This window comes from Pantoea sp. EA-12 (assembly GCF_030053355.1).
Classification (GTDB): Bacteria; Pseudomonadota; Gammaproteobacteria; order Enterobacterales; family Enterobacteriaceae; genus Pantoea; species Pantoea vagans_C.
In genome coordinates, this window is the sequence record NZ_JASGBY010000001.1 from 550,012 (window position 1) to 573,770 (window position 23,759).

Annotated in this window: 23 protein-coding genes; 14 read left to right on the plus strand and 9 right to left on the minus strand. The window is 54.7% G+C overall.

Going from position 1 to position 23,759, the window contains the following annotated elements:
- Positions 1–7 precede the first annotated feature (7 nt).
- Positions 8–1,027, plus strand: a complete 1,020-nt coding sequence (locus QMZ30_RS02575) for a C45 family autoproteolytic acyltransferase/hydrolase (protein WP_283226265.1) — start codon at positions 8–10, stop codon at positions 1,025–1,027.
- A 343-nt stretch (positions 1,028–1,370) separates the two neighbouring features.
- A complete protein-coding gene (locus QMZ30_RS02580; RefSeq protein WP_283226266.1) occupies positions 1,371–2,480 on the plus strand; it encodes a lactonase family protein in 1,110 nt (369 codons plus the stop codon).
- A gap of 64 nt (positions 2,481–2,544) precedes the next feature.
- Here the strand turns inward: QMZ30_RS02580 and QMZ30_RS02585 are convergent, their stop codons facing one another.
- The 7 genes from QMZ30_RS02585 to nthA all read right to left on the minus strand — a co-directional run bounded on the left by QMZ30_RS02585 (position 2,545) and on the right by nthA (position 8,778).
- A complete protein-coding gene (locus tag QMZ30_RS02585; RefSeq protein WP_283226267.1) occupies positions 2,545–3,360 on the minus strand; it encodes an alpha/beta hydrolase in 816 nt (271 codons plus the stop codon).
- Between the two features lie 175 nt (positions 3,361–3,535).
- Positions 3,536–5,827 carry a TonB-dependent siderophore receptor gene (locus tag QMZ30_RS02590; RefSeq protein WP_283226268.1) on the minus strand — a complete coding sequence of 764 codons (2,292 nt, stop codon included), beginning with the start codon at positions 5,825–5,827 and terminating at the stop codon, positions 3,536–3,538.
- A gap of 224 nt (positions 5,828–6,051) precedes the next feature.
- Complete coding sequence (locus tag QMZ30_RS02595; protein WP_283226269.1) at positions 6,052–7,041, minus strand: HoxN/HupN/NixA family nickel/cobalt transporter; 990 nt, start codon at positions 7,039–7,041, stop codon at positions 6,052–6,054.
- A 13-nt stretch (positions 7,042–7,054) separates the two neighbouring features.
- Complete coding sequence (locus QMZ30_RS02600; protein ID WP_283226270.1) at positions 7,055–7,507, minus strand: nitrile hydratase accessory protein; 453 nt, start codon at positions 7,505–7,507, stop codon at positions 7,055–7,057.
- A complete protein-coding gene (locus QMZ30_RS25830; protein ID WP_052206271.1) occupies positions 7,500–7,868 on the minus strand; it encodes an SH3-like domain-containing protein in 369 nt (122 codons plus the stop codon). Before QMZ30_RS25830 ends, QMZ30_RS02600 begins: the two co-directional genes overlap by 8 nt.
- Before the next feature lie 9 nt (positions 7,869–7,877).
- The gene (locus QMZ30_RS25835) at positions 7,878–8,180 is read right to left on the minus strand and encodes an SH3-like domain-containing protein (protein ID WP_052206269.1); all 303 of its coding nucleotides are present in this window, start codon (positions 8,178–8,180) and stop codon (positions 7,878–7,880) included.
- 13 nt (positions 8,181–8,193) lie between these two features.
- Positions 8,194–8,778: a nitrile hydratase subunit alpha gene (gene nthA, locus QMZ30_RS02610; protein ID WP_283226271.1), complete on the minus strand. Its 585-nt coding sequence runs from the start codon at positions 8,776–8,778 to the stop codon at positions 8,194–8,196.
- 420 nt (positions 8,779–9,198) lie between these two features.
- On the opposite strand from nthA, the gene QMZ30_RS02615 reads away from it, so the two are divergent.
- From QMZ30_RS02615 to QMZ30_RS02640, 6 genes are all read left to right on the plus strand, one after another.
- Positions 9,199–10,434: an urea ABC transporter substrate-binding protein gene (locus QMZ30_RS02615; protein WP_283226272.1), complete on the plus strand. Its 1,236-nt coding sequence runs from the start codon at positions 9,199–9,201 to the stop codon at positions 10,432–10,434.
- A 12-nt stretch (positions 10,435–10,446) separates the two neighbouring features.
- On the plus strand, positions 10,447–11,316 hold the full coding sequence (locus tag QMZ30_RS02620; RefSeq protein ID WP_283226273.1) for a branched-chain amino acid ABC transporter permease: 870 nt from the start codon (positions 10,447–10,449) through the stop codon (positions 11,314–11,316).
- The gene (locus QMZ30_RS02625; RefSeq protein WP_283226274.1) at positions 11,316–12,344 is read left to right on the plus strand and encodes a branched-chain amino acid ABC transporter permease; all 1,029 of its coding nucleotides are present in this window, start codon (positions 11,316–11,318) and stop codon (positions 12,342–12,344) included. Before QMZ30_RS02620 ends, QMZ30_RS02625 begins: the two co-directional genes overlap by 1 nt.
- Positions 12,341–13,072 carry an ATP-binding cassette domain-containing protein gene (locus QMZ30_RS02630; RefSeq protein WP_283226275.1) on the plus strand — a complete coding sequence of 244 codons (732 nt, stop codon included), beginning with the start codon at positions 12,341–12,343 and terminating at the stop codon, positions 13,070–13,072. The genes QMZ30_RS02625 and QMZ30_RS02630 overlap by 4 nt, the downstream gene beginning before the upstream one ends.
- Positions 13,065–13,769: an ABC transporter ATP-binding protein gene (locus tag QMZ30_RS02635; protein WP_283226276.1), complete on the plus strand. Its 705-nt coding sequence runs from the start codon at positions 13,065–13,067 to the stop codon at positions 13,767–13,769. Before QMZ30_RS02630 ends, QMZ30_RS02635 begins: the two co-directional genes overlap by 8 nt.
- A 148-nt stretch (positions 13,770–13,917) precedes the next feature.
- On the plus strand, positions 13,918–14,505 hold the full coding sequence (locus QMZ30_RS02640) for an ANTAR domain-containing response regulator (RefSeq protein ID WP_283226277.1): 588 nt from the start codon (positions 13,918–13,920) through the stop codon (positions 14,503–14,505).
- 6 nt (positions 14,506–14,511) lie between these two features.
- On the opposite strand, the gene QMZ30_RS02645 is transcribed toward QMZ30_RS02640, so the two are convergent.
- Both QMZ30_RS02645 and QMZ30_RS02650 read right to left on the minus strand, forming a co-directional pair.
- Complete coding sequence (locus tag QMZ30_RS02645; RefSeq protein WP_283226278.1) at positions 14,512–15,447, minus strand: helix-turn-helix domain-containing protein; 936 nt, start codon at positions 15,445–15,447, stop codon at positions 14,512–14,514.
- 117 nt (positions 15,448–15,564) lie between these two features.
- Complete coding sequence (locus tag QMZ30_RS02650) at positions 15,565–16,959, minus strand: amidase (protein ID WP_283226279.1); 1,395 nt, start codon at positions 16,957–16,959, stop codon at positions 15,565–15,567.
- 417 nt (positions 16,960–17,376) lie between these two features.
- Here QMZ30_RS02650 and QMZ30_RS02655 point away from each other — a divergent pair, with 417 nt between their 5' ends.
- From QMZ30_RS02655 to QMZ30_RS02680, 6 genes are read left to right on the plus strand one after another with little or no spacing between them, the layout of a single operon-like run.
- Positions 17,377–18,582: an SfnB family sulfur acquisition oxidoreductase gene (locus tag QMZ30_RS02655; protein WP_283226280.1), complete on the plus strand. Its 1,206-nt coding sequence runs from the start codon at positions 17,377–17,379 to the stop codon at positions 18,580–18,582.
- A 9-nt stretch (positions 18,583–18,591) separates the two neighbouring features.
- Positions 18,592–19,794: an SfnB family sulfur acquisition oxidoreductase gene (locus tag QMZ30_RS02660; protein ID WP_283226281.1), complete on the plus strand. Its 1,203-nt coding sequence runs from the start codon at positions 18,592–18,594 to the stop codon at positions 19,792–19,794.
- Complete coding sequence (locus QMZ30_RS02665) at positions 19,791–21,152, plus strand: LLM class flavin-dependent oxidoreductase (RefSeq protein ID WP_283226282.1); 1,362 nt, start codon at positions 19,791–19,793, stop codon at positions 21,150–21,152. Before QMZ30_RS02660 ends, QMZ30_RS02665 begins: the two co-directional genes overlap by 4 nt.
- Positions 21,153–21,171: 19 nt before the next feature.
- Positions 21,172–21,972, plus strand: coding sequence for a MetQ/NlpA family ABC transporter substrate-binding protein (locus tag QMZ30_RS02670; RefSeq protein ID WP_283226283.1), 801 nt, complete (start codon positions 21,172–21,174; stop codon positions 21,970–21,972).
- A gap of 2 nt (positions 21,973–21,974) precedes the next feature.
- Entirely contained in the window at positions 21,975–23,075 is a 1,101-nt protein-coding gene (locus QMZ30_RS02675) for a methionine ABC transporter ATP-binding protein (RefSeq protein WP_283226284.1), read from the plus strand.
- Positions 23,059–23,709: a methionine ABC transporter permease gene (locus tag QMZ30_RS02680; RefSeq protein ID WP_058973160.1), complete on the plus strand. Its 651-nt coding sequence runs from the start codon at positions 23,059–23,061 to the stop codon at positions 23,707–23,709. Before QMZ30_RS02675 ends, QMZ30_RS02680 begins: the two co-directional genes overlap by 17 nt.
- Positions 23,710–23,759 lie beyond the last annotated feature (50 nt).

Consider the following 23,759-nt stretch of genomic DNA (forward strand, 5'->3'; position numbering starts at 1 on the left):
CAACAATATGAAAAAACTCGCAATTCGTGGTTCCGCCTTCGCTGTGGGTCAGCAACTGGGTGAATTTGGCCGCACGGCCTGGCATCAAAAACTGACGCAAACGGCGCTGTGGCAAACCGTTACCGCCATGAAAGATGCGCCGCAGACCGTCAATATGCGCCAGCAGGTTGAGGCACAGTATCCACTCATCTGGCAAGAGTTGGTCGGGCTGGCTGAAGGTTTACAGGCGCCGATTGATGAGGTGTTTGCCTGGAACTGTCGTGGCGATCTGGTACGTTCCACCTCGGATGGCTGTACCACGGTGGCGGGGAAAGGCGCTAATGGCGAGTTGATTATCGCGCACAATGAAGACGGTTTCCCGCAACTGCGTGATGACTGTGCCATTGTCAGCATTACACCTGATGAGGGGCTCGCCTTCACCAGTTTTGCCTATCCGGGATCGATCTGCGGTCACACCGTTGCGGTAAACGAGAAGGGAGTGGTGAACACGGTCAATAATATTCGTGCGCTGCACCGTCCTGACGGCATGCCGCGCCAGATTCTGGCGCGCGCAGCGCTCAATGCGACCACCCTGGACGAGGCGATTGCCATCCTTACCACCGAACCGCGTGCCGGGGCATTCCATCATACGCTGGGACAAAGGGGCGATAGCCGCCTGTTCAGTGTGGAAGCAACGGGGTCAGGATGTTCCGTGATGCCGTTGACCGGGGTATTTGCCCATGCCAACCATCTCATTCATCCGCAACTGGCTGCGGTAGAGCAGGTGATTACCGCAAGCTCAGGTTCACGCCAGCAACGTTTAATTAAGTGGCTAGAGACGCAAATGCAGCTTGATGGTGTTGCAGCGAAAGCGATTCTTTCTGACCAGCATGATGCCGTGCTGCCGATTTATCGGCTCTCGCCGCAGGACCCCGATGACGAGAATACGCTGGCGACCGCGCTATTTACGCTGCAGGCTGAACAGGTTGACTGGCAGATATTTACCCTGGTTCGCGATGAGCCAGAATTAAATGGCACGATTTCCTAAATATTAATCTGCGTTATTGTGAACCCGGTCACCCTGGCCGGGCGTTATTCAAATTAATCCCACTATATACCCTTCATACTTCAAGTTGCAGGTGCGTTGGCTACGTGCATTCACCTCAGTCACTTACTTCAGTAAGCTCCTGAGGATTCATGCACTTGCCGCCTTCCTGAACCAAGAGTAGGCCCCATGAGGGGACTCGAATTATTTTGGGTATAGTCGTTAAACATTCCGATTATGGTGGGGTATTCACATGAATAGAAATAAAAAAGCCGTACGCAGCGGTTTAGCCACAAACATAACCATGGCATTATCCTTAGCTGTTTTTTCACTGGCGGGGAGCGCTATGGCAAATGCCGCGGAACATCATCAAACAGCATTAGTGGGGACCTGGACGTCGATTCCTGATGCGCCTTTAGAGCAAAAACCGGATCATCCCAGCGAAGGTTTATATCGTCTGAAAGTGAACAGTGACGGCACCTTGACGCCTGTGGAGGTGATCAAAATGAAAAGTCCGTCATGGATTGTGAAATCGCATGATGGACGTTTCGCTTACACCACCAATGAAGAAAATGCCGGGGCCGTTACCGCACTGAGTGTGGCCAAAGACGGAAAGGTGCAGGTGCTGAATGTGGTGGATAGCCACGGCCAGCAGCCAACCCATGCGACCATTAGCCCAGACGGTAAATTCCTGTTTGTGGCGAACTATTCGGTGGCGAAGGGCGGTGCGGGGGTGTCAGTGTTCCCAATTCATCACGATGGCAAGCTGGGCGAGCAAGTACAGCATTTCCCGTTTGATCACGGAACCGGTGCGGTAAAAGGGCGTCAGGATGGCGGTCATGCGCACTCCACCACCTTTACCCATGATGGCAAGGTGCTCTACGCAGCCGATCTCGGTGGAGATAAGTTGCACGCTTACCGTTATCACGCCGATAAGGCCCAGCCGCTGGAAGCGGACAGCGCCCGCGATGTGAATTTCACTGCCGGGTCCGGGCCGCGTCATATGGTGTTTGCCCCGAATGGTAAGCATGCGTACGTCACCACCGAGATGGCCGGTGAACTGGTGGTGTTTACGGTTAAGGACGATCGTCTGGAACCGGCTGCTCATATTAAGCTGAACAGCGAAAACAGCAGTGCGGAATATCGCAGCGGTGGCGGGATTATTCTCAGCCCGAACGGTAAATATATTATCGCGGCGAATCGTGGTTCTGATAATAAGTTGCTGGTGTTTAAAATTGAGGCGGATGGTATGCCAGGCAAACCGGTGAGTTATCAGGTCAACGGCATTGAACCCCGCGCCTTTGCTTTTGATGGCAGCGGAAAATATCTCTATGTGACCAATGTGTTTACTAACAATATTTCCCTGTTCCATTTCAATGAGAATAGCGGTGAGTTAAAAGCGGCTGGCGATGCGGCGAAAATCTCCACGCCAACGGATATTAAGTTTTTTAATTGATGGGAGGTGCGCAGAAATGCGCACCGAAATAACGGAAGTTAACGCCGTCTATGCCAGCCAGTAATTATTTATCCTGAGCAACCTTGCTCAGGGTATTTTCCAGCGAGGCTCCGAACATCTGCCCATGCGTCAGTCCCGGATAAAGCTGATAGCGTGCCGCAATGCCGTTTGAGGCCATGCGATTGATGGTCGAACGCACCGCGCGCAGCACGTCGGGTTCGGCGGTATTGCTGTCACGACGGCGGTCGCCGTTCCCTTCCATCAGCGTCAGATCTTTTGCTTGAGCCTGGTCCGGCTCCAGCCCCTGCATTTGACTCAGCAATGAAAAATAGCCCTGACCGATGGAAGGGCTGGTGGCATAGAAACGCGTGAAGAAGTGCGACGAGAGATAACTGTCCAGCACAAACAATCCCCCGTACGAGTGGCCCCACAACGCGCGCTGCTGGGTGTTAATCGCTAAACCGTGCTCCGCTGCGGGGGCGATCTGCTGCTCCAGCAGAGTGCGGAACGCCACGCTGCCGCCGCCGGTACGACCTCGGCTAAAGGTATACCCAGCCTCGCCGTGCTCTTTATCGGGCGGCGTGTAATCAAAGGTACGAGACTTCACATCAAACGGCAGTGTGGTTTGATAGCCCACCACCACTAACACCGGCGGATGGTCTGCTGACAGTTTCTCCAGCAGCGGCTCCTGCAGTTTATCCATTACCGCATTGCCATCTAGCATATAGATCACCGGATAGCCCGCTGGCGGCGGGGCTTTGTCAGGCACGCCGATCCACACTTTGTAGTGTCGCATGCCATCGGCAGAATCGAACATGCGGGTAGAAAAATGGTAAAAGGCCGAGCCTTTATCGGCAATGTTGGGTCCGAGTGGCGTCATATCCGGGCGAGCGAACGAGCTGCTGCTAATAAACAAGAGCAGCAATGTTAATGGCCGAAAAACTGATAAAAATCGCAGGTACATTGAGATCCTAAATGCGGGTTAAAGGGTGCGCATGCTTACGCACCTTGCAAAGGTATCGGTCACCTAATGGCGATGACCGTCGATGTTTCAATCAGAAATGCATGCCCAGTTCCATATAGTACGTCCGTCCTGACTCGTTATAGGTATTGGCGCCTGCACCCCACAAATAAGCCCCGGTGGTAGCATTGCCGGTGCTTTGCGCATTGCCTTCACGGAAGTGACGTTTATCGAACAGATTATCGATACCTGCCGTGACATCGAGATACTTGGTCACGCTATATGTGGCGCTCATGCCGACCAGCGCATAAGGGGAAACCTGACGCGTTTCACTGCCTGAAGTGGCTTCGCCTTTGTAGTTAAGCTTCTTAGGTTTCTGGCGACCATACCAGGTCAGCGTGCCCTGCACGGACAGATCGTTGGTTGCCTGCCAGTCCAGCGTGGAGTTAATGGTATATTTCGGGATGATCGACAGATAGTCGCCCGTGGTCTTATTCTCGTTATCGATGATGTAGGTGAAGTTGTTCTTCATGGATAACGCATCGCTGATTGGGAAATTCAGCGTACCTTCCAGACCCTGTACCACGGCTTTTGGCACATTCTCCCACTTATAAACATCGGAGGTGCCGTTGTTGTATTCGGGGTTATAGCCGCCTTCAATTTTGTCGTGGTAGTCATTGCGATACCAGGTCAATCCGGCCTGAATATCATCATGGTGATACTCAATACCAATCTCTTTATTGACGCTGGTCTCTGCTTTTAAATCACTGTTACCTTGCAAATAACAGTAGCTGGCGCTGGCATAGCAGCCCTGGCCTTTACTGAACAGCAGGTAGTTGGGATTGGTTTGATACAGATTAGGGGCTTTCCAGGCGCGTGCGATGCCGAGTTTCAGCGTGAAGTCATCACCGAGTTCTTGCGACAGATTCAGTGCTGGACTCCAGTTGCTGCCACTGATGCTCTGATGATTAAAACGAATGCCTGGTGTCAGGCGTGTGGAGTCGGTGAGTTCGATATTGTCTTCGGTGTAGATGCCATAAATATCGGCGGAGCTGTAAAGATTGCGGCCATCACTGGATATACCGTTCACTGCACCACCGGTGGTGGTGGTTTCTGTATTGGAGGCTGGATCGCGCATTGCCTGATGATTCAACTCCGCACCAAACGTCAGCGTCTGACTCACCCAGGCATCAAGCGGAATGTTGACCTCTGAGTGTAGGTTAGTGTCATACAGCGTAATAGTGGAGAAGCCTTCATCGGAGGCATTGAAGATCCCGGCAATCCCCCCCGACAAACCTTCATTGAGTCGGGTATTGCGCGTTTTTTCAAACTGCACATAGTTGTTGGTGGTCACGCCGTTATCCCAGGCACCGGTATATTTCAGGCTCAGGGTTTGGCGATAAAGCACATTGGTCTCTTTGCCGTAATACTTTTGTACTAACGCATTGGTATTGGTGTTTTGGGTATCACCCGCATACAGGTTGCCCTGACGACTAAAACCGGCATCTAATTCCAGCGCCTGACGTGGCATAAATTCCCAGCGCAGGGCAGAGTGGATATCTTTATTAATAAACCCCTCTCGCCCCGCAGGATAACTACCAGCATAAGCCCCAATGCGCGGTGTGGTATGGCTTTCGTTAATGTCCTGCGCATCGGCCTGGGTTTTATTCCAGTTGCCGTATAACCGCAATGTCAGATTATCGGCCAGTGCGCCGCTGAGGCTGGCGTTATAACGCTTGGTAGCCCCTTCATCTTTATGTTCTGGCGCATTGAAGTAGGTATTGAAATTACCATGCCATTCATCGGTGGCGGGCTTAGTGATGATATTGACCACGCCACCCATCGCGCCATTGCCATAGAGCGCTGCCGCTGGGCCGCGAATCACTTCGATACGATCAATCATCTCGGGCGGCACCCAGTTGGTATCCCCACGGGTGTCACGTTCATCGCTCCAGCCATAGCGTACTGAATTACGGCTGCTGACCGGCATGCCATCAATTAAAATCAGGGTGTTTTCCGGTCCCATGCCGCGAATATCAATCTGACGATTGTTACCTCTCTGACCACTGTTCGAATTGCCGGTCAAATTCACCCCCGGTTGGGTGCGAATAATTTCCGCGACATCACGCTGGATGGGGTGCTTTTTAATCGCCGAGCTGTCAATGGTGGAGACGCCGGGTGCCTGTAAAGTTTGCTCTCGGGCGGTCACCACCATGGTGTTATCGCTTGTGCTTTTCTTATCCGAAATAGTCAGTGCTTTCTGCTGACCTGACGCATTGGGTGTGGCGTCATTAATCGGGTTCTCTTCGGCCTGAACCGCAGGAATGAAGAGTGCTGCTGTGACTAATGTGCTCAGCAGAGAACGGGCGTAGTGAGGCTTTGCCATGGTATTCAACCACTTCCTTGTAGAGGAGAAAAAGTGGAAACACCTTAGTGAGAATGATTCTTAGTTTCAACTTGGTGCTTGCACTTTGGCAGCATATTTTGGAAAAGGAGTGATGCTCAGAATATTCTTGGTCGCGAAGGTGATTATTCATTAACACCTTCGGTGGAGAGGAGAGTTTAGTGAATGGGGCACAAGAATATGTACCCCAGCATGACAATCAATCTTTAAGCGACGCCTCGCCGCCGGGCACGCTGGGAAAACAGCAGCCACACGCCAATCGAACTGGCGATCAGCACCCAACCCATCTGACTGATGACCGCTTCCATCACGCCATCCAGTGCGGGTGAAAGCAGGGTATTCAATAGCAACACCGTCGAGACCTCATAACACCCAATGGCGAAGGCCACGATGATCGACAGTGAGGAGATGGCGATGGTGTAGTTAACGCTGCGCAGCGGATCAAACTGCGACCAGCGATACAGCTTCAACATCATCACGCCGTCGGTGGTGTCGATCAGCATCATGCCTGCGGTAAACAGCAGTGGCATCAGCATGATGTGGAGCATGGCCTCACCGCCTGCGGCGTGGTTGGCGGACATGCCGAAAATCGCCACTTCGGTCGCCGTATCAAAGCCGATGCCGAACAGAAAACCGATCAGGAACAGATGATGACTCTTGCTGACCATGCGAAACAGCGGCGCGCACAGTCGGGTCAATACCCCATGATGATGACCTTCCTCGGGCTGCAATGCGGTATGGCCCTGCAGTAGCCGCTGGCGTTTTTTAAAGCATTGCCACAGGGTCCGGCTGTTAGCCCAGGCGAGCAGCAGTAAAAATGCGCCTGAGATCAGCGTGCTGACCATGCCGCCTATCTCTTTCACACCGGGAAACATCTGCTGTAACGGTTGGGTGGTTAAGGCAAAGATCAGACAGGCAACCAACACCACTGAGGCATGGCCGAGTGAAAACCACATGCCTGCGGTAAAAGGGCTTTTGCCTTCATTACTCAACTTGCGCGTGGCATTGTCGATGGCGGCGATGTGGTCGGCGTCAACGGCATGCCGCAAACCAAACAGGTAGGCAAGCAGCGCCACGCTTAAAGCAGCGGGTGAGTGTTGAAAGGTGACCAGGGCTGTCCCGATCACCAGCAGATTAAACAGCAGCGCACCGCCAATCACCGCACCGCCTTTTTGCTTGTTACTCAGCACCTTCATACAAGCTCCTTCATCAGCTCAGGGCAGCAAACACGCGCAGGGGTTCAATCACCGGCTGCGCGTCGTGATGATGATCATGGTGGTGGTGATCATGATGGTGTGGATGGTCGGGCGGGCATGCCGCGGCGGCTAACTCCACCGGGCTGCCGTGCGGGGTATTGAGGAAAGCCTGACGCCACTGCTCTTCACGCACCAACAGTTCCGACATTGGGATCAACTGGTGTTGTGACAGCATTTTTTCCAGACAGCTCAACCATTGGCGATAGTAGGCGGTGTGCGCGCTTTCATCGCTGCGCTGTGGGGCCGTGCGGATCTCGCTGGCAAATTGTTCTACCCATTGCGGCCAACTAAAATAACCGCGCTGTGACAGGGCAACAGCAATCACAAAAGCATCCGCTTCCCAAGGCTGGGCAAAGGACGGATCGGCTTCGCTGACTTGAGCAATGATGGCGTTTAATTCATCCATGTGGCGCATCCTCGATTTTGCCCTGAATATAATCGGCCCAGACGCTGAGATGGACGCTGAAATTCTCATGCGTCTCCCCCCACAACTCGCTGGCGCTGAATTTCACCAGATAAACGTATTGTGGCTTTTCCTGCTGTTCAGCAACCAGTGCGTCAGGGAATACGCAAGCGCCGTAATTCTCAACGATCACTCCTTTCTTACCACGCGCATAGCGGGGCAGGCGGGTGTGACTCAGCGGATTCAAGTTGTGCGTCATGATGGTATCGCCAGGCTGGTATTCAGGCGCGACCTCGACCGGGCGATGATAGTTAGGAGGGGTGGTAATTAAATCAAGATAACCCTGTGGAGTATATGTATTCATCTTGTGTCCTCAGGCGGAGAGTTCGGCGAGACGCTGTTGTAATTCCTGCTCGGTGAAGACACCGGTCTTACACATTAATTGTTCAATCGCGAACAGCCAGTGTTCGTAATAACTGGATTGCAGATATTCCGTCACCGTCATCTTCTCTATCTCGTAACGAAAATCATCAAGCACGATTTTTCCGCTCATAAAAAACACCAGCGTGGTGGCGAAAATATCTTTTTCCCAATCGCTGTGAAAATTAGGTTCGTCTGCTTCAATGTCTATTGGGCCTAAATTCTGCATGCCGCCGCAATCATGGATATTATTCATGGCTATGCTCCGTTTAAAGAAGACGTGTACCAATCATTGAATCGCGTGTGACCCGCGCGGCCAGTTCGGTTTCATTTAACCCTTCGCAGCCGACGGGCGGCTCCGGCAGCACGAAATAACGAATTTCGGCGTTGCTGTCCCACACGCGAATCTCTTTGTTGGCGGGAATATCGGTGCCGAATTCGGCCAAGACGCCGCGCGGATCGATCACCACGCGTGAGCGATAGGGGGTTGATTTAAACCAGATTGGCGGCAGGCCGAGTACCGGCCAGGGATAACAAGAGCAGAGCGTACACACCACCACGTTATGCACGCTGGCAGTGTTCTCCAGCACATGCAGGGTGGCGCCTTCGAAACCGGAAAAACCCAATTCATTAACGGCATCGCGGCCATTAGCCAGCAGGCGGGCTTTAAATTCGGGGTCGCGCCAGGCTTTGGCGACCACCTGCGCACCGTTGCGTGGGCCGACTTTGGTCTCAAAATAGTCCACGATAGTGTCTGTCACCTCCTGGCTCAGAAACCCTTTTTCTGCCAGCAGCGACTGGATAGCCCGAATTTTCAACGCGGCATCAGCGGGTAATACCGAATGGTCTGACATAGCGACTCCTCAATATTTAGGTGAGTGGAAAAACAGCCATCGCTAATGACGTTAACTAATTTTATAATTTACTCTTTGTTGATATTGCCATCTGCTGTGTTATATCGGACAGGTGTGGCAGCTCACTCTTTCTGCACTTAAATAGTGCTGATTGCTATTTTAAAGTGCATTTATCCAGATGGGGTTAATATTGGTCGTGAAATTAAAGCGTGCAAAAAGGTATAGGGATAGGCCTTCGGACTGCTTTTAGCTTAAATATCACTACAAACCTTAAATCTGGCCCGCTTATTGCTAATCTAAATTACAAGCCCCAGTGTCGTGGCTCTTTTCTCGCACTCCTGCAGACAACGCTGTCTGCCGTTCTCTTCTGTTTTTTATTCCCATACCTGCTATTTAATTTAACTTCATTGCGAGGGTGCTATGGCTATTAGTCGTCGTTCTTTTCTTCAGGGATCAGCTGTTTCAGCGTTGGGTTTAGCGGCGGGCGTGGCGCCAAAATTGACGTTTGCCGCCGACAGTAAAGACGCCATCAAAGTGGCGAGTATTCTCGATCTTTCGGGGGGGCTGGATATTTACGGTAAACCGATGTCGGACGCCATCAATCTGGCAGCCGAAGAGATCAATGCTGCCGGAGGGTTGTTGGGCCGACCGCTGCAAATCATCAACTATGATGCGCAGTCCAACATGCAACTCTATGCACAATACGCGCAACAGGCCGCGTTGAAAGACAAAGTGGCGGTGGTACATGGCGGGATTACTTCTGCATCACGCGAAGTGATTCGTCCGGTGTTAGATCGTTTCCGCTCACTCTACTTCTATCCTGCGCAATACGAAGGCGGCGTGTGCGACCGCAACTACTTCTCATCCGGCTCCACACCGGCACAAACGGTGGAGAAGCTGGTGCCTTATGCGATGAAAAAGTGGGGCAAAAAAGTCTATGTGCTGGCCGCCGATTACAACTACGGGCAGATCGTTTCGTCATGGGTGAAAAAGTCGGTGCATGACAACGGCGGTGAAGTGATGACGGTGGAGTTTTTCCCGCTCGACGTCACCGATTTTGGCGCGGCGATTTCCAAAATCCAGAGCGCTAAACCCGACATGGTGTGGTCAGCCTTGGTGGGCGGCGCACATATCTCGTTCTATCGCCAATGGCACGCGGCGGGGATGAGCGGCAAGATCCCGATTGCGTCCACGGTGTTTGGTGGCGGCAACGAACATATCATCCTGTCACCTGAAGAGAGCAACGGCATCCTGGTGGCGGCGAACTACATGCAGGAGATCCCTTCGGCAGAAAACAAAGCCTTCGTGGACAAATTCCATGCGCGCTACGGCGACATCTACATCAGCGATCTGGCGATGGGGGCTTATCAGGGCATGCTGATCTGGGCCGAAGGGGTGCGCAAAGCCGGGGATATCGATCGCATGAAGGTGATTGAAGCGCTGGAGTCGGGCGTTTCGTTGACCTCACCGAGCGGTAAATTAACCGTCGACCCCGCCACGCACCACTGTTCGCTGGATGTGCATATCGCCGAGGTGGAGAACCACCAGATGAAGATCCTCGAGACCTTCACCGATCAAGCCCCGGTTGATACCGCCATGGTGTGCGATTTGAAGAAAAATCCGCGTGATACCAAACAGTATCAGATCGAGCTGTAACAGGAGTCATTTATGGATCTGTCGATTATCTACGGCATTGAAGTGCTCAATGCCATCGCGGTGCTGGTGATCATGAGCCTGGGCCTGGCGGTGGTGTTTGGCATGATGAAAATCGTCAACATGGCGCACGGTGAATTTATGATGCTGGGTGGCTACAGTGCCATCCTGGCGACGAACCACTTTGGCGTGCCGATCTGGATTTCGATGCTGGTGATTGCACCGATCAGCGTTGGCGTTTTCGGCATGGTGATTGAGCGCGTCATCATTCGCCATCTGTATGGCCGGATGATCGACACCATGCTGGCGACGTGGGGCTTAAGCCTGGCGCTGATTGGCGCGGCCACCATGCTGTTTGGCAACACCACGCTGGGCATCAGTTCGCCGCTGCCAAGCGTGAGCGTCGGCAGCTACAGTACCAGCGGCTACTCGCTGTTTATGATTGTGTTTGCGCTCTGTCTGGTGACTGCCCTGTGGCTGCTACTGCGTTTTACCACGCTGGGGCTGTGCGCCCGCGCCACCATGCAGAATGCGCGCATGGCCGCAGCGTTGGGCAGTAATCCCGGCAAAATCTACAGCTTAACCTTTGGGTTGGGTGCCGCACTTTCGGGGCTGGGTGGCGCACTACTGGCCCCCATCACCGGGGTGATCCCGACAATCGGCGTGAGCTTCATCGCCAAAGCCTTTATCACCGTGATTGGTGGCGGCAGCGCGATCATCGCTGGCACACTCTCCTCCTCTGCACTGTTTGGCACCATCTCGCAACTGGTGACCTATCTCTCCACACCGGTGTTTGGCGCGGTGGCGCTGCTATTGAGCGCCATTGTACTGCTTCGTCTGTTACCGCAGGGCATCACCGGTCGCTTCTTCAGGAGATCGCTGTAATGAAACTGTTACCGGAAAAAATGCGCATCTTATTGGGTGCGTTGGCGTTTGTATTCGTGGCGCTGTGGCTCTCTGGCGCCATTGAGCTGTACACCTTGCTGTCGATTACCGTGTTTTTGGTGATGGGGCTGCTGTCACTGAGCCTGGCGTTTATCTGGGGTTATGGCGGGATCCTCTGTTTTGGGCAGGCGGCCTTTTTTGGCCTGGGTGCCTATACCTACGCGGTGTGCGCTATTAACTGGGGGGATTCCACCTGGGCGGTGGTAATGGCGATTTTGCTGCCAACTCTGTTCTCGCTGCTGCTGGGCTACGTGATTTTTTATGGTGGCGTCAGCGACGTCTATCTTGGGGCGATCACCTTAGCTGTGAGCCTGGTGTTATTCAACTGGGTGAACTCGACCTCCGGCAGTGAATACCATATCGGTGACGCGCTGCTGGGCGGCTTTAACGGAATACCCTCGGTGCCAACGCTTAACATGCCGTTCCAGCCCGATGCGATCCTCTCGCCGGAAGCGATCTTTATGGTCACCGCCGGGGCATTGGCGCTGTGCTATGCGCTACTGAAGTTCGTGCTGCTGAGTCGTTTTGGCAAAACGGTGGTGGCGATTCGTGAAAACGAACAGCGTGCGGGTCTGCTCGGCTATAACGTGCCCGCCCACAAGCTGGGTACCTTTGCCATCGGGGCGGCGATTGCCGGTCTGGCGGGATGTCTTTATGTCAACTGGGGCGCGTTTGTCAGCCCCGGCGTGTTCAGCATCAGCCAGTCGGCGCAGATCATCATTTGGGTGATTGTCGGCGGTCGCGGCACGTTGGTCGGTCCGGTGATCAGCTGTGTGCTGTTGCAGTGGATGGTCACACGCCTGGGCGCGCAGCAAACCGTTGACGTTAACCTGGTACTCGGCGTGATTCTGGCGGCGTTTGTTCTGCTAATCCCCGGCGGCATTTTGCCAACGCTGCAACGACTGTGGCGGCGTAAGCGCCCCATGGCGACGACGCGTGCGGCGCAGGTGAGTGAGGTGAAACAATGACGGCTAACATCTTGTTGGAAACGCGCAAAATGGGCGTCAGCTTTGGTGGCGTGCATGCGGTGAAAGAGGTGGATTTCACGCTGCATGAAGGTGAACTACGCTGCCTGATTGGCCCCAACGGCGCGGGCAAAAGTACCTTCTTTAAAATGCTCAGTGGTCAGGTGACGCCCACGCGGGGTGAGTGTCGTTACCGCGATCAGGTGATTTCGGGCAAGCGCCCCTGGGATATTGCCCGGCTGGGGATTGGCATCAAGACCCAAGTACCGAGCGTCTTTGAAGGGTTAAGCGTGCGGGAAAATCTCTGGCAGGCGGCGGCGAACAAACTAACGAAGGTTGAACTGCCGAAGGCGATTGATCGGGTGCTGGTGGATATCGGTTTGGTGGATCTTCAGGATGCCGTGCTTTCGGAGTTGGCACACGGTCAGCGTCAGTGGGTGGAGCTGGGGATGATCCTGATTTCCCGCCCGCAACTGGTGTTGCTGGATGAACCCGCAGCGGGTATGACGCATCAGGAAGTGCGTAAAACTGCGCAACTGATTAAAGCCATCAACCAGCAGAGTACAGTGGTGGTGGTGGAGCACGACATGGAGTTCATCAGCATGATTGCACAGCAGGTCACAGTGTTTAATCAGGGCGCGGTGCTGGCGGAGGGGAGTTTCCGCGAGGTGACGCAGAATCCATTGGTCAAAGAGGCGTATCTCGGCAATCTGGAGATTAAACATGCTTGAAATAAAAGAGATGGTCTCGGGGTACAACAAAATTCCAGTTTTGCACCTGTCCGAGTTGTTTGTCGGCGCAAAATCCTTCACCGGCGTGCTGGGCCGCAATGGCATGGGGAAAACGACTTTATTGCGCACGATAATGGGGGAGTTGCCAGCATGGCAGGGTTCGATTGCGCTGAACGGCATCGATATTACTCGCTATCAGGCGCACCAGCGGGCGGCGGCCGGTATTGGCTTTGTGCCGCAAGGGCGGCAGATTTTCCCGCTGCTGACGGTGGAAGAGAATCTGCGTATGGGCTGTGTGAAGCATTTTTCCCGAGCGGGGCAGATTATCGAGCAGATGCTGGAAATTTTCCCTCGGCTTAAACGTTTGCTGGCGCAGCCGGGAGGATCGCTATCCGGCGGCGAGCAGCAACTGCTGGCCCTGGCACGCTGCTTATGTGGGCAACCTCAACTGGTGCTGTTAGATGAGCCAACGGAAGGGATACAGCCCAACATTTGTGAGGAGATCATTGAAACCTTGCAGCGTCTGCGCCATGAAATGGATATTTCGATTATTTTGGTGGAGCAGGATATTGAGTTTCTCTACGCGCTGTCGGATCGGATCCATGTGATTGAGAAGGGGCAGATCGTGCAGCAGATTGATCCGCGCACGCAGCCCAGCGCCAGCGTCGCGGAACAGTTTTTGGGTTTTCATGCTTAGATTGTCTTTAGGCGGAAGAGGGGCAAAGTGTGGGCATCCGCTCGCACTCTGTCCCTACCGACACAGCACCCGACTGTAACAACACAGCAGATCAAACGGGACTGCTCTACTGTGATGCTTCCCTTATCAGGTGGCACACAGGTGAAACATGAACGAGCAATCATTGCTGGCAACACTTTCTGGCGTTCGGCTGCATATTTTCCATCCTGATTCTCAGAGCGTGCGGGCGTTTTGCGCCTCGCTGACGCAGCTGGGATGCCAGGCGCAGCACAGTTGGCCACCTGAAGCGGACGTCCCTGCGGGTACGCAAATGCTGCTGGTGGCGATTGAATCGCAACACCAGGCACCACTTGTACGCTTATTCAAATCCCTGAAACAGCACCATATCCCCGCGATTGCGCTGGCAAATTGCCAGGATGCACGCCTGTTTCCGCTGCTATTGCAGCTTCAACCCAACGCCATCGCTGAACGCGCCCTCAACCCTTTTGCGTTGATTGTGCAGATGACTGGAACCTGGCAGGCCGCACAGCAGAGCGCGCAATTGCGCATTGAACTGTCAGCACGTCAGCAGCGTCAGCTGAGGCATGACCGACTGGCGCAGGCGAAAGGCGTGCTGATGCAAGCCTTTGGTCTGGATGAATCAGGCGCGTATCGCTTTATGCGCACAGAGGCGATGAACACGCGCAGCAGTCTGGAATTTACTGCTGAACGTGTGATCAATCAGTTGCAGAAATAGTCGACCTCAGCTCTCAGTCTGGCGCAGCAAGCTGCTGGGGGTGCAACCAAAGGCTTTGCGGAATGCCAGACTGAAGTGCGACATATCGCTAAAACCATGATCCAGCGCCACTTGAGTGATGTTGCGGGCTTTCCCCTCTGCCAGCGCTTTACGACACGCCAGAAGACGCTCCTGCCAGACAAAATTCATCGGGGTCGTCCCGTGCGCTGCAAAAACCCGACTGATGGTGCGCGGTGAGACATGGTGGGCGTTGGCGATCTGCACCATCGATAAATCGGCCTCCTGCAAGTTTTGCCGCAAATAGCTCACTACCCGTGAATAGAGATCCGGTTTCAAGGCGTCATCACCTTTCTGCAGATTCACACTCACCGAAATCATATTGATCAGCGTGTTGGCGAACTGCTCTGCAAGGAAAGGGTTCTCACATTCGGCGTTAAAGATAAACGCCTCCTGCAGCAGTTGCTTCAGCGAGGTCATGCCGGGGCGGCTGAGGTCCAGCGTTTTGCCTGCCAGTTTGGCAATCGCGGGTGCCTCTTTCTCAATCATCTGACGCGGTAAATGCACAATATTGATGGCCACGTTTTCCATGGCGAAATCAAACGGCGTGGCGGCATCGTAAATCACCACATCACCGGCGCTAACACGGGACTGATTATCGTTCTGCCGCAAGGTGCCGTGACCGGAACGTACATATCCCAGGTAAAAGTCATGGTTAGGATGGCGACGGATACACTCTGGCGTGCGTTGCCACACCAGGGCGGTTTGCGAAACATGATGCGCAATATCAACGTGTCCCAGCATCGAATAGCCAAAACTGCCGGAAAACGCGCCGGACTGTACCTGCCGGGCTTCAGCTTTAATTAAGCGTGAACACACCGCATCGCGCCAGGCATCAAAACGATGACGATTGTCTAAATGATCCGTGGTGAAATTTTCTTTCATAGCTACGTCCCCTAAACATGGCGAAAAAGGGCGAAATCACCACAAATTAAGCAATTATCAGGCCATAAATGGGTGGTGAACCCGCACCGGGCTATAGATGCGGGCTGGCGAGAGGGGTTAAAGGGTGGGATGTTTTTTATGCCAGTCAGTGACCTGCTGGAAAGCCCAGGCGCCTTGAATCATGGCGGTTTCATCAAAATGCGCGGCGACTAACTGGAAACCAATGGGCGCACCGGCGGCAGTCATACCACAGGGCAAGGTAATGGTGGGGTGTCCGCTGGCATCAAATGCACTGGTATAGCGCAGCACGCCGTTAAACAGTGCCTGATCGGTACCAAAACGGGTCATGGTGTCCCAGGTTAATCCGGCATAGGCGGTGGCGGGGGCGAGAATCAAATCAACCTGACTGAACAGCGCCGAGATATCGCCACGCAGCGCCGCACGACTTAACAGCAAACGCTGATATTCCAGTGCGGTCACCTGATGTCCCAAATCCAGCAAGCCAGAAAGCCCTGGACCGTACTGATCTTTTTGCGCGGGATAGGTGTCTTCGTGGGCTAAGGCGGTTTCCACCGCGCAGAGCGCGCTCCACTCTGCCGCCGCTTTCTCGGTATCCGGGATGGTGATCTCCACCAGGGTTGCGCCCAGAGAGGTCAGGGTCACCATGGCGGACTCCAGTGCGGCGCGTGTGTCAGCATCGACCTTTTCCAGTGCCCAGGCTTTATCAATCCCGATGCGCATCTTACTGATACCGCGCGTCATCAAAGCCAGATAATCCGGCACTGGCTCACTGCTGGAGGTGGGATCTTTGTCATCACGTCCTGCAATCGCTTGCAGCATGGCTGCGGCATCGGCAGCGGAACGTGCCATTGGCCCAATATGATCGAGCGAAGCGGCCAGTTCACACGCACCATGGCGCGTCACACGGCTCCAGGTAGGTTTGATACCGGTGAGACCATTGGCGTTGGAAGGGAAGCGGATCGAACCGCCGGTATCGGTACCGATGGAGCCATAGCACAGGCCCGCAGCCGTCGCGACGCCGGAACCGCTGGAGGAGACCCCGGTCCAGAGCGCGTTGCCCCACGGGTTATTTGGGCGAGTAATTTCCGGATGATGATCGGCAAAGGCGCTTTCGGTTTGCGTGAGTTTACCCAGAATGACCGCACCTGCCGCGCGGAAGCGGTCGACCACCGTGGAGTCTTCCGTCGGGTAGCGATCTTTATGAATGATCATCCCGTGGCTGGTGGGGGCATCTTTGGTCCAGATCAGATCTTTCAACGCAATCGGGACGCCATGCAACGGGCCACGCAGCTTACCTGCTGCAATCTCCGCGTCGGCTTCTGCCGCCTGTTTTAGCGCGCTGTCGCGCATCACATAGAAATAACTATGCAAGTCGCTGTCCAGGGTGTCGATGCGCGTCAGCAATGCTTCGGTGACGGCAACTGAGGTGATGTCGCCAGATTGAATCAGGCGTCCAATTTCCAGCAAGCTTTTGTAATGCAGGTTGTTCATCGCGACGTTACCTCCGGTGAAAGACGGGCTGCGGTTGAGCAGACAATGTGTTGATCAACAACGTAAATCACTCACGTTTAACCGGCTGTGTTAAAGCGGACAGATGCTGTGCCAGATGTGCCAGCGGCGTGGAATAAGGGAGGAATGTTATTTTCCTCTATCTATTGCGTTATTTGATATTAAGAATTTGGTGTGAGTTTTTATTTATTTATCTCGCATGATGCCTGTACTGGTCTGAGGTTAATGTTATTTAGCCAATAAACAGAAACCGATTGCCGGATATAGCATAACCACGCTATTTACTTGTTTTATTCCCGCTGATTATCATCCCTTTCAATTCGTTATTTATGCCCCAGCTCGCTGATTCATTTCATGCGGGCTTGTTATTCACTGCGCCGTAAAAAAGTGAAATTGACCATGACGCAAAATAATCATTATGCAAATCCGCGCGCTGCGGTACTGGCCAGCGATGCGGATGCTCTGGCTGCCGCACGCCATATTGCTGAACAAGCGAAGGCTGGCGCGGTGGAGCGCGACCAGCAGCGTATTTATCCGTTGGAACTGTTGAATCAGTTCACGCAATTGGGGCTGGGCAGTATCAGTGTGCCACGCCAGTTTGGCGGGGCGGGATTGTCGTTCCAGAACCTGGCGGAAGTCTTTCGACTGATCTCTGCCAGCGATCCTTCACTGGGCCAAATTCCGCAAAATCACTTTGGTTTAATCCAGTTTATCCTCGGTGAAGGCACACCTCAGCAGCAACAGCAGTTGCTCAGCGCGGTGGTCAATGGGCAGCGTCTTGGAAACGGCGGGCCGGAGAAAAACAGCAAGCATACGCGGGACGTACAGGCATCTATCGTGACAACGTCACGTGGAAAGGTTGTGATGGGAGAGAAGTTTTACTCCACGGGGGCATTGTTCGCGGACATTCTCGTCACCACCGCAATTGACGATGAACAACCGGTGATGACGTTTATCCCGCTGCCTGCCGAAGGGTTAGAGATCGTCGATGACTGGTCGGGAATCGGGCAGCGCACCACCGCCAGCGGCACGGTGAAACTGCAACAGGTGTTGATTGATAACACGCTGACGATGCCATTGCCTGCGTCTGAAAAGCCCACGCTGCGTGGTGCCGTCTCCCAACTGATACAGGCAGCGATTGACGCCGGTATTGCACAAGGGGCGCTGGATGAAGCGCTGGAATTTGTCCGCAGCAGTTCGCGACCTTGGGTGGATGCGGGCGTCAGCCGCAATGCTGATGATCCTTACATCCTCGCTGACGTGGGGCGGATCAGCACCGAACTGAGTGCGGCAAACGCGCTGTTAGTGCGTGCCGCACGGGTGCTCGATAGCATCGACCCGCGCGCGCTCACTGCCGAAAACTGCGCACAGGCGTCGATTGCGGTTGCCGAAGCCAAAGTGCTCACCACGGAGATTGCCCTGCGTGCCAGCGAGAAGCTCCTCGAATGGGGTGGCAGCCGCGCCACGCTGCTGCGCCATGGCCTTGATCGCCACTGGCGTAATGCGCGGACGCACACGTTGCATGATCCTGTCCGCTGGAAAACGCATGCCATCGGAAATTTCTACCTCAACGGTGAGCACCCTGCGCGTCACGCGTGGATTTAAGGAGCGGCTATGACCCAGGTTTTACCGAAACAGCAAGCCCAGCGCATCACCAGTGCGCCACAGGCTTTGCAGGTGGCACAAGAACTGGCATCGCTTTATCGCAGCGGTGCAGCACAGCGCGATCATCAGCGCAGGTTACCGCATGCGGAGTTGCAACGTTATTTTCAATCGGGTCTCGGAGCCATTACTGTGCCGCATGAGTATGGTGGCATTGCGCTCTCCACCGCTGCCTTAGCCGAGATATTTGTCGTGCTGAGTGCGGCCGATGGTTCAATCGGTCAGGTTCCGCAAAACCATTTTTACGCGCTGGAAGTCCTGCGTATTAACGGCAGTGAAGCACAAAAGCAGCGCTTATATGCCGAAGTGCTGGACGGGGTGCATTTGGGCAATGCACTGGCTGAATTCAGCTCACCTGCGGCACATCAACGTTCAACCGCCGTGGTGCAGCAGCCTGAAGGGCTGCGCCTCAACGGCGATAAGTTTTACGCCACCGGGGCGCTGTTCGCCGATCGTATTCCGACGTTGGCACTGGCCGATGACGGCAAAGAGCAACTGGTGTTCGTGCCGCGTCATCAGGCGGGCGTGACGGTGATTGACGACTGGAGCGGCTTCGGCCAGCGCACCACCGGCAGCGGTAGCGTGCAGTTCCGCGATGTTACGGTTGCTACTGAAGATGTGGTGCCGTTCCAAAGCGCCTTTGAACGTCCCACCACCGTTGGTCCATTTGCCCAGATTATGCATGCGGCGGTCGATCAAGGTATCGCCCGTGAAGCCTTTAATGATCTGTTGGTGTTTGTGCGGGAACGGGCGCGTCCGTGGCCAGATAGCGGCGTTGCGCACGCCAGTGAAGACCCCTTAACGCTGGACCGTATTGGACGGCTGGCGGCACGGCTGAGCGCAGGGGATGCACTGCTGGCGATGGCCGGAGAGGCAGTAGACACTGCGCAGCGCGACAGCAGTGCGGCAAACGTGGCGCAGGCGTCAGTAGAAGTGGCGAAAGCACGCGCCTGGACCACTGAGATCTCGCTGGAAGCCGGAAACCTGCTGTTTGAGCTGGGCGGTTCGCGAGCCAGCTTGCGGGAAAACCATTTCGATCGCCACTGGCGCAATGCGCGCACTCACACTTTGCACGATCCCTTGCGCTGGAAATATCCAGCCATCGGCAACTATTTGCTTAACGGTGTGCTGCCGCCGCGCCGGGGGACGATATGAGTCAGAAGCAGATATTGCTCAACGCGTTCAACATGAACTGTGTTGGACATATTCATCACGGTATGTGGACGCATCCGCAGGATCGGTCGGTAGATTTCAACTCACTCTCCTACTGGCTGGATCTGGCACGGTTGCTGGAGCGCGGCCTGTTTGATGGGCTGTTTATTGCCGACATTCTGGGTGTGTACGATGTCTACCAGCAGGGGATTGGCTTGACGGCGAGTGAGTCGATTCAATTGCCGGTTAACGACCCGCTGATGCTGATCTCGGGCATGGCCAGCGTCACGCAGCATCTGGGCTTTGGTGTCACCGCCAACCTGAGCTATGAAGCGCCGTATCCTTTCGCGCGTCGCTTCTCCACGCTGGATCATCTTACTCAGGGGCGTATTGGCTGGAATATCGTCACCGGTTATCTCGACAGTGCGGCGCGCGCCATGGGGCAGCAACAGTTGCAGGCGCACGATCGCCGCTATGACCAGGCCGATGAGTTTTTGGATGTGGCTTACCAGCTGTGGGAAGGCAGTTGGCAGGATGATGCGCTGCAAGCCGATAAGGCAAAACGCCAGTATGCGGATGCCAGCAAAATCCACGCGATCAATCATCAGGGGGAGTTTTATCAGGTGCAGGGCTATCACCTGAGCAGCCCCTCACCGCAACGCACGCCGCTGCTATTCCAGGCGGGATCATCGGCGCGTGGCGTAGAGTTTGCCGCGCGTCATGCCGAATGCTCGTTCGTGAATGCCGCTTCACCCGGCGCGATGCGTGAGCAGTCTCAGCGTCTGCGTCAGGCTGCCGTCGCGGCAGGGCGCCATGCTGAGGATCTGCGCATTTTTATGGGCGTCAGCGTGATTGTGGCACCGACCGAACGCGAAGCGCAGGAGAAGCATCGCAGCTATCTCGAATACGCCAGCCCGGAGGCAGGGATCGCCCATTTCTCCAGCTCGATTGGCCTCGATCTGGCCGCTTTTGGATTGGATGAACCGATCCAGAGCGGTGATACCCGCGCCATCGAATCCGTCAGCAAAGCCTTTAGTGGCTGGACGCGCCGTCGCTTGCTGGAGCAGCACGCGATGGGGAGTCGTTACCCGTTGATTGTGGGCAATCCTTCACAGGTCGCGGATGCGTTGATCCAGTGGATCGATGAAGGTGATATCGATGGCTTTAACCTGACACGCATTCTGAATCCGCAAAGCTACCGCGATTTTATCGATCTGGTGGTGCCGGAATTACAACAGCGCGGTCGTTATAAAACCGCCTATCAACCGGGCAGCTTAAGACAAAAAATTTTCCAGCAGCATGACCGTCTGCCCGATCGCCATCCGGCGGCACGCTGGCGGCTGTCTAATCATATTCGTTAATTTAACCTCAGGGATTTACATGAAAATTGCACAACTATTGATTCTCAGTGCCGCCATGTTGACCACCACTGTTTTCGCCGCCAACGATTACAGCGGCCCGTTGAAAGTGGGCACCACCGCTGCTTTCGCGCCACCACTGGAAACCGCCGTCGCTGAAGCCAAAAAGCAGGGGCTGGCGGTGCAGCTAGTGGAATTTACTGACTGGACTGCGCCGAATGTCAGCGTAGAAAACGGTGATATCGACGTTAACCTGTTCCAGCACAAACCCTTCCTGGAGAACGCTAATCAGCAGGGCGGTTTCCACCTTGTGCCCTATGCACCGGCCATCATCAACAACATCGGTCTTTATTCGAAAAAACACACCGCCATTGACCAGATCCCCGATGGTGGAACGGTCGCGATTGCCAACGATCCGATTAACGGTGCGCGGGGATTGCTGCTGTTACAGAAAGCCAGGCTGATCACCCTCAAGCCGGGCGCTGGGTTGAAATCCACCGTGGATGATATCGCCAGCAATCCCAAGCACCTGAAGATCATTGAGGTGGAGGCGGTGCAGTTATCGCGGTCGCTGGATGAGGTCGATTTAGCGCAAGGGTATCCGCACTATCTGCGCCTGTCGAAAACCATCGATCCCAACAGTGCTCTGTTATTTGATGGTCTCGAACATCCTGAATATGTAATCCAGTTTGTGATTCGTGAGGGGCATCAGGATGATCCACGTTTGAAGAAGTTTGTTGATATTTATCAGCATTCACCGGTAGTGCGCGCCAAACTGGATGATTTCTACGGCAAGCTGTATCAGCCGGGTTGGAGTCAGTAACCATGGTTAGCCTGACGTTGCCTGGCGAGCATGATGCGCTGTTAACACCTCAACAGGACGTACCCGGCAAGGTGCATGTCCAGATTAAGGCGTTGAGTAAACGCTATGCCGGGCAGACCCAGGAGGCACTTAAAGAGGTTGATTTGCAGGTTAAACGCGGTGAGATCTTCGGCATTATCGGCCGCAGCGGGGCGGGCAAATCGACGTTAATCCGCTGCCTCAATCGGCTGGAAAATCCCACGCAAGGTTCGGTAGTGATTGATGGCATCGATCTTAGCCGTTTGCCGGATCGCGAGTTGGTCGCGTGGCGGCGGCGTACCGGTATGATTTTTCAGCACTTTAACTTGCTGTCGGCGAAAACGGTGCGGGAAAACATTGAGTTGCCACTGAAAGTGGCGGGTGTGCCTGCACCGCAACGCAGGCAGAAAGTCGATGAACTGCTGGCGCTGGTGGGGCTGGAGGAGCGTCAGCATGCCTGGCCCGCGCAACTCTCCGGCGGGCAGAAGCAGCGTGTCGGCATTGCGCGTGCGTTGGTGCATGACCCGGAGTTGCTGCTGTGTGATGAGGCGACATCGGCGCTTGATCCTGAAACTACGCGCTCGATTTTGGCATTGCTGAAGACCATTAATCAGCAGCGGCATATCACCATCGTGTTGATCACCCATGAGATGGATGTGATGCACGATCTCTGTCATCAAGTGGCGGTGATCGACCAGGGCGAAATCATTGAACGTGGCCCGGTGTGGCAGGTGTACAGCAATCCTCAACACGAAACCACGCGGCAACTGCTCAATCCGCAGTTCAGTGCGCTGCCGGAGGGGCTACAGGCACTTCTATCCAACACCCGTCGGCGCGCAGATTCACGCGTGCTGCTGCGGCTGCGCTACAACGGACAGGGGGCGCAACCGGATTTGGCGGCCATCAGTGCGCGCGTGCCGGGAGCGTTAACCTTGATCTACAGCGCGGTGGAGTGGGTTGATCGCAAGCCTATTGGCCAGATGTTGCTTTTACTGGATGCACAACATGATGCTTCGCAGGCGCTTGACCTGTTGGCCACACAGTCGGATCAACGGGAGGTTGTAGGCTATGTCACTGACTATTGATCGTTTATGGACCGGGTTGCTGGATACCTTGCTGATGGTGGGGGTGTCATCGCTCCTTGCGTTGGCGCTGGGCTTGCCCATGGCGGTGATCTTGGTGGTGACAGGACGCGGCGATCTGTTTCCCCATCCGCTGCTCAACCGTGTGCTCGGCTGGGTGGTGAATCTGTTCCGCTCGATTCCGTTTTTAATTCTGATGGTGGCGTTGATCCCTTTTACCCGCTGGATTGTCGGGACCACCTATGGTGTATGGGCCGCCGTGGTGCCTCTGACGTTAGCGGCCACGCCGTTCTTCGCTCGCATCGCTGAAGTGAGTTTGCGTGAAGTGGATAAAGGCTTAACCGAGGCGGCGCAGGCGATGGGTTTTCATCGCTGGCATATTGTCTGGCATGTGTTGTTACCTGAGGCGCGGCCTGGCATTGTCAGCGGTTTCACTATTACGCTGGTGACGATGATCAATGCCTCGGCGATGGCCGGTGCTATTGGTGCCGGTGGTCTGGGCGATCTTGCCTACCGTTATGGCTATCAGCGCTTTGATATGCAGGTGATGCTGACGGTGATTGTGGTGCTGGTGGCGTTAGTGACGGTGCTGCAATTTTTCGGCGACCGGCTGTCGCGGCGGTTGAATCACCGCTGATGATGAGGAGCATCGCGCAATATATTTCAGTCAGACGCTTTTCGGTCGCC